This window comes from Sulfurimonas crateris, from assembly GCF_005217605.1.
Taxonomy (GTDB): domain Bacteria; phylum Campylobacterota; class Campylobacteria; order Campylobacterales; family Sulfurimonadaceae; genus Sulfurimonas; species Sulfurimonas crateris.
Map to the genome: position 1 here is coordinate 488,623 of NZ_SZPX01000001.1, position 6,757 is coordinate 495,379.

A 6,757-nucleotide genomic window follows, 5' to 3' on the forward strand; every position below is an offset into this window, starting at 1 on the left:
GAGTGTCAAATGTCAAGTAGAAAAATCGGTATGTGGCTTTATACAAATAGCGGCGGTGATAAAATTGCCAAAAAAATCATAAAAAAATTAAAAGATAGAGATATAGAGACACTCGATAATATCAATTTAAGAAATGCAATAGCCAGAAATAGTAATATTATTTACAAGGGTGAAAAATTAAATAAGTTAGATCTCTTCTTTTCATACAATGCAGGAGAACAGACACAGTATCAGGTCTATCTCTATCAAGCTCTCAATAGAATTGTACCGATGATCAACTCTTATGAAGCTTTTGCATTGACAGAGGATAAATTTCATACATCATTAGTATTGAGAAACAATGGAATTAGAACAGCTGACTATAAGTTGTGTCATAGAGATGATGGACATGAACTAAGAAAAATAATCAAAAAATGGGACAAGATGGTCTATAAACCAACGGATGGCTGGGGTGGCTTGGGTCTTACAAAAATTGAAAACGAAGAGACCCTCAATATGTTGATGCCATTTTTAAATCAGATGGATTTGAGATATTTTTATGTAGAAAAATTTATAGATTATGACAATACTGACTTTAGGGTAGACATAGTAGACGGTAAATTTGTCAGCTGCTATGGAAGAAAAGCAAACGGAACCGACTGGCGCACAAATGTTACAAGCGGCGGAAGCGTTTTTTTGAGAGAGGCAAACGACAAGGTTGTAGATATTGCAATAAAAGCGGCAAATGCGTGCGGTACTGATATTGCAGGGGTAGATATTATTTATGACAGAAAACGGGAGGAGTATGTAGTGCTTGAGGTAAATGGGATACCGGCTTTTGCTACTCCTGAACAAGAGAAGATGGGGCTTGATTTTAATGATAGAAAAATTGACTTGATAGTTGATCTAATAGATAGAAAAACAAAGAAGGATAGATAGATGCAAAAAAAACAGAAGCTCCCAAAGGTAGGATTTTTATACCTGGATTACGTACTTAGATTTTTTGATTATAGCAATTTTAAAGGGTGGCCGGATAAGATAGAAGCTGTTACTTATCATTGGAAAAATGATAAAGAGAGATTTATAAAAGAGGTAAAACAAAAAAAGATTGATGTTTTAGTAGGTAATATACCCGCAACTGCATACGAAACTTTTAAAGAGATTGCAAAAGAGCTGCCGCATGTAAGGTTTATCCCATCAATTGAGACACAGTTCTGTAATAAATCCAAAGAGAATGTAACGCTATTTTGTGAAAAATATAATATACAGGCTCCAAAAACGATCATAACTTATGATGAAAAAGAGGCGGATGAACACTTTAAGGGTTGTCACTATCCACAGATTATAAAAAGAAGTTACGGACCATCTAATTACGGTGGATATTTTGTTCATAAAGTGGATAACTATAAAGAGGCCAAAGCACTTTTGGCAGAGAAAAAATATAAGCCTATCTATTCACAAGACGGCATTCCGCTAAAAGATAGCGGAGATATCCGCGTTATGCTTATAGGGCATAAGCCTATTTGCGCATTTTGGAGATATTCGGGTGATGGAGAGTGGATAACAAACACTTCTCAAGGCGGAAGTATGAGTTATGAAAATGTTCCTATGAGTGTGCTTGAGCTTGCGGTAAAAGCGAGTAAAGCTGCCAAAGCAGAATATTGGGCTTGTGACATAGCAATAGATGAGAATACAGATGAGCCATATATACTGGAGTGTGCGACGGCATTTGCCGCTTTTCCGTATGTGAGAGACTGGATCGGACAATATATTATGTGGGATTTAAGCGGCGGCAAGTTCAGACTTCCGCATATTCCGCTCTTTTCATGGGAAGAGCTTGGCAAGATGGATGCTTCTGTTTTAAGAACTCTAAGACATCTATACTTTGCAAAGTACGAGCCTTCAGCTGATGGAGCTTACTGGTTAGCCGACAAAGGTAATTTTGGTATGGAGCAAACAGATGAGTCCAATCCATCTGATGTTCCAGCGTCAATAGAGCCTCCTCTAAAAGAGGAAAACCTTCCAGATATGGTCAAAGGAGAGAGTGAAACTGCATCATCAAAGATTAGTGAAACTAAACTTTATAATGTAGAAGATGTCTCTTTGACTGAGTTGATGACGCTTCAGGGAATGGAAGAGGATATTGCCGTTAATATTAAAGAGTTGGTTGATACAAAAGAGATAAGCTCCTTTAAAAAACTATCAGAATATTTTACGGATTCAAAAGAGAAGATTGAGCATTGGGCTAAATCTTTTATAAAGTAGTTTAGGGTGAAAAGTTGAGACAACAGTATAGTTCGTATGGTGAGTGTGTAGAATTTTTTAAAAATGCACAAAAGAGCAGACCTGATCTTTTTAAAGTTGAATCCATTGGAAAAACTTGGGAAGATAGGGAGATTGTAGCAGTAAGCATTACAAAGAGTGTAGATACGCATTTAGATAAACCGGCACTCTTTTATACTGGAACGATTCACGCAAGAGAGTGGATAGGGATAGAGCTCTCACTTAGTTTTGCAAAATATATAATAGACCATATCGATTATGATCCGCAATTAAACAATATTCTTGATAGAGCGACTCTGTATATGGTTCCATGTGCGAATCCTGACGGATTTGAGTACTCTAGAAACCATTTCTCCTTTTGGAGAAAAAACAGAAGAAAAAATGCAGATGGAAGTTTTGGCGTTGACTTGAATAGAAATTTTAGCGTGGGGTTTATTGCAAACAAAAATACTACATCAAATGTATATTCAGGACCGAGTGCTTTTAGTGAACCTGAAACAGCCGCATTGAGAGATTTTTTTACGGCTCATCAAAATATTACGATAGCCTTGGATTATCACTCGCAAGGTAACGTATTCTTCCCTGCTCATAATTTTATGCATGAAGATGCCGTTGATGCGATCGATCTGAATCTTCTTGCAGGGAATATGGCAGAGGAGATAAGAAAAGAGTCCTTTCGTGAATACGGTGTTCACATGGGCAAACCTCCTGTTCATCTTATCTCGGGAAGCGGCAGGGAGTTTTACTATTCACATGGTGTCTTATCCTTGGTAGCCGAAGTAGGTACTAGAAATATAAGTGACTATATGGAGCATATGAGTGAACATATTGATGAAAATATACCGGCACTTATATATGCGCTCTCAGAGGTAAATAACTACAAAAAAGAGCAATCTCTTCCGAGAGTTGAAAATTTTATAGCTACTGATGTGGGCTCAAAAGAGGTAGAACTTACATGGGATTATATTGATAATGATGTAATATATTTTGAAATTTATCGCTCAAAAAAGAAAAAAGGTTTTGCTCAGAGTTCAAATAGAATAGGTATGACAAAATTAAAAACATACACTGATAAAAATCTACCTTCATCTACAAACTACTACTACTATATTAGAGCAGTGTGTAAAGCAAGACAGATAAAATCTCCTTTTGGACAAATAGTCGGTGTCAGAACAAAGCCGGCGGAGAATATGTTTTCTAAGATTTTATATCCTTTGGCAGAAAAGATAGGTTATGTAGGTGAGAAGACTAAAAAGAACCCTGAGCATTTTGGAAACAACTCTCTTTTTGTCGGGATCAGCGAGAGTAAGGGAGAGTGCTTCGGTGTTTGCGGTTTCTCTCTAAGCACTGTTCCACAAAATGCGATCATAACTGCGGCTTCAATCTCTTTTTATCCAATGAACAGAGTCTCTGTGCAAGTTGAACACTTTGGTGAGTGGCGGGTAGGACAGATTGATGAGAGAAGTATTGAGAATATCAGCAGTTTCGAAGAGATAAAAAATGCAAAAGTGCTTAGTTACATCGACAGACCGACAGGCTCTGCACAGTTGTCTCAGGGAATTTGGAGGAGATATAAATTTGCAAAACAGGAAATTGATGTCTTGCAAGATTCTCTAAAGAGAGGAGAGGCGCTTTTTCGTATGGAAGGTCCTTCGTCCCTGCCTCTAAACAGGGCATCACAACTAATGCAATGGGATATCGGATATGGAAATTTTAGCGGCGGGCTTACATATAGACCAAAACTGGATATTTCATATACACTGCACGAAGTCAAAATAGAACTTCAATCTATGCAAGAGTATACGGTATCAAAAAGCGGTATAACTCAGAATAAGTTAGCCGCAGGTTTTGACAAGGACGCTCATGAAGAGTTTGGATGTTTTGAGTTTGATCTCTCCCAACTGCCTCAAATGGAGAACAGCATAATATCGACCTCGTATATAGAACTATATGTAGATGATATAAACTCAGACAGCAATTTACGTTTTCATATAGAGATGGTTTTAGATTGTGAAGAGAAAAATTATGAAAAAATAGTAGATAGAAAGATCATTGAGAGAATCGGCTATGATTTTAGTATCTCAGATATTAAAAAAACATCTACTCAAAGATTTGTTTTTGACACACACTCAATAAATGAGATGGTAGAGAACTCAATACAACATAAAGAGAACTCAAAAGCTCTCTTTATAATATCTGCATCTGCTCAAAAATTACTCTCTAAATCTCAATATATCAGTTGCATGGATCCAAAAAGAGAAAAAAGACCTTCTCTGATCGTCAACTATATAAAAAAAAGAAGAAATCCACCGCAAATGGTCTCTAATCTTAGAACATCAATAGAAAACAGTATGATAAAAATTGAGTGGGATCTGCCAAATGATGACGGATATAGAGGTGCTATCGTTGTTAAGAATCCATTTAGAGTGCCTTGTTCTCCATACGATGGGCAAAAACTTTACGGCGGAGTGGATAGCTACACATATGATAACTTTGGCGATAAAGAGGTACATAAATATTATGCCGTTTTTTCATATGATGATGTTCCAAATTTTTCAAAACCTGCATATATAGAGATAAATAAGTAAGACTTTTTATGTCATATTGTGATGTATAAAAAATCTTCTTAAATCTTTTTTTGATTTAAGAAGCTACTAAGGTATTACTCTCTATAATTCCCCTCCACAAACAAAGAGACCTAAAGTTTAGGACAAACAATCTAAGTTTGAGATCATTGAAAACTAAGCAAGTAAATAGACTTTAATAACTAGAAATAGTTAGATGGTCATTAATAAGTTTACTTAGAAATAACTAAATAACATAACCGTCTATTCTATTTATACCCAAAAGGTATTTATAGCAATAGATACTTTACAAAAGTCCACAGACTGTTCACGCGGTTTGTGGCAACAAAGCCAATGATTTTTAAATCTTGGGCAAAGATTAAACAATTCAATTATGGAGAGTTTGATCCTGGCTCAGAGTGAACGCTGGCGGCGTGCTTAACACATGCAAGTCGAACGGTAACAGGAAGAGCTTGCTCTTTGCTGACGAGTGGCGCACGGGTGAGTAATATATAGTTAATGTGCCCCAAAGACCGGGATAGCCACTGGAAACGGTGATTAATACCGGATATACCTTCATATCATAAGCTATGAAGGGAAATGTCTTTTCGCTTTGGGATCAGACTATATCCCATCAGTTAGTTGGTAGGGTAATGGCCTACCAAGGCAATGACGGGTAGCGGGTTTGAGAGGATGATCCGCCACACTGGTACTGAGACACGGACCAGACTCCTACGGGAGGCAGCAGTGAGGAATATTGCACAATGGGGGGAACCCTGATGCAGCAACGCCGCGTGGAGGATGACGCATTTCGGTGTGTAAACTCCTTTTATATGTCAAGAAAATGACGGTAGCATATGAATAAGCACCGGCTAACTCCGTGCCAGCAGCCGCGGTAATACGGAGGGTGCAAGCGTTACTCGGAATCACTGGGCGTAAAGGACGCGTAGGCGGGTTATCAAGTCAGGTGTGAAATCCTACAGCTTAACTGTAGAACTGCACTTGAAACTGGTAACCTAGAGTATGGGAGGGGCAGATGGAATTAGTGGTGTAGGGGTAAAATCCGTAGATATCACTAGGAATACCTAAAGCGAAGGCGATCTGCTGGAACATAACTGACGCTAAGGCGTGAAAGCGTGGGGAGCAAACAGGATTAGATACCCTGGTAGTCCACGCCCTAAACGATGAACACTAGTCGTCGTGATGCTTGTCATTGCGGTGATGCACTTAACAGATTAAGTGTTCCGCCTGGGGAGTACGGTCGCAAGATTAAAACTCAAAGGAATAGACGGGGACCCGCACAAGTGGTGGAGCATGTGGTTTAATTCGAAGATACGCGAAAAACCTTACCTGGCCTTGACATTGATAGAATACTGTAGAGATACGGTAGTGCCCTTCGGGGAGCTTGAAAACAGGTGCTGCACGGCTGTCGTCAGCTCGTGTCGTGAGATGTTGGGTTAAGTCCCGCAACGAGCGCAACCCTCGTCCTTAGTTGCCAGCACTTTAAGGTGGGCACTCTAAGGAGACTGCCTTCGCAAGGAGGAGGAAGGTGAGGACGACGTCAAGTCATCATGGCCCTTACGGCCAGGGCTACACACGTGCTACAATGGGGCGTACAGAGAGTTGCAATACCGCGAGGTGGAGCCAATCTCATAAAGCGTCTCTCAGTTCGGATTGGAGTCTGCAACTCGACTCCATGAAGCTGGAATCACTAGTAATCGTAGATCAGCATTGCTACGGTGAATACGTTCCCGGGTCTTGTACTCACCGCCCGTCACACCATGGGAGTTGATTTCACCCGAAATTGGGAAGCTAACCTTCGGGAGGCTACCACTTACGGTGGAATTAGCGACTGGGGTGAAGTCGTAACAAGGTAACCGTAGGAGAACCTGCGGTTGGATCACCTCCTTTCTAGAGTAAAGTCAATCATT

3 protein-coding genes and 1 rRNA gene are annotated in these 6,757 nt (G+C 39.4%); all 4 read left to right on the plus strand.

Annotated features, from left to right (window positions below):
- Positions 1-9: 9 nt before the first annotated feature.
- The 4 genes from FCU45_RS02615 to FCU45_RS02630 all read left to right on the plus strand — a co-directional run bounded on the left by FCU45_RS02615 (position 10) and on the right by FCU45_RS02630 (position 6,737).
- Positions 10-918 carry an ATP-grasp domain-containing protein gene (locus tag FCU45_RS02615; protein ID WP_137011976.1) on the plus strand — a complete coding sequence of 303 codons (909 nt, stop codon included), beginning with the start codon at positions 10-12 and terminating at the stop codon, positions 916-918.
- Positions 919-2,244 carry an ATP-grasp domain-containing protein gene (locus FCU45_RS02620; protein ID WP_137011978.1) on the plus strand — a complete coding sequence of 442 codons (1,326 nt, stop codon included), beginning with the start codon at positions 919-921 and terminating at the stop codon, positions 2,242-2,244.
- Positions 2,245-2,258: 14 nt separating this feature from the next.
- Positions 2,259-4,850 carry a M14 family zinc carboxypeptidase gene (locus FCU45_RS02625; protein WP_137011980.1) on the plus strand — a complete coding sequence of 864 codons (2,592 nt, stop codon included), beginning with the start codon at positions 2,259-2,261 and terminating at the stop codon, positions 4,848-4,850.
- A gap of 367 nt (positions 4,851-5,217) precedes the next feature.
- Positions 5,218-6,737 (plus strand): 16S ribosomal RNA (locus tag FCU45_RS02630).
- Positions 6,738-6,757: the final 20 nt, after the last annotated feature.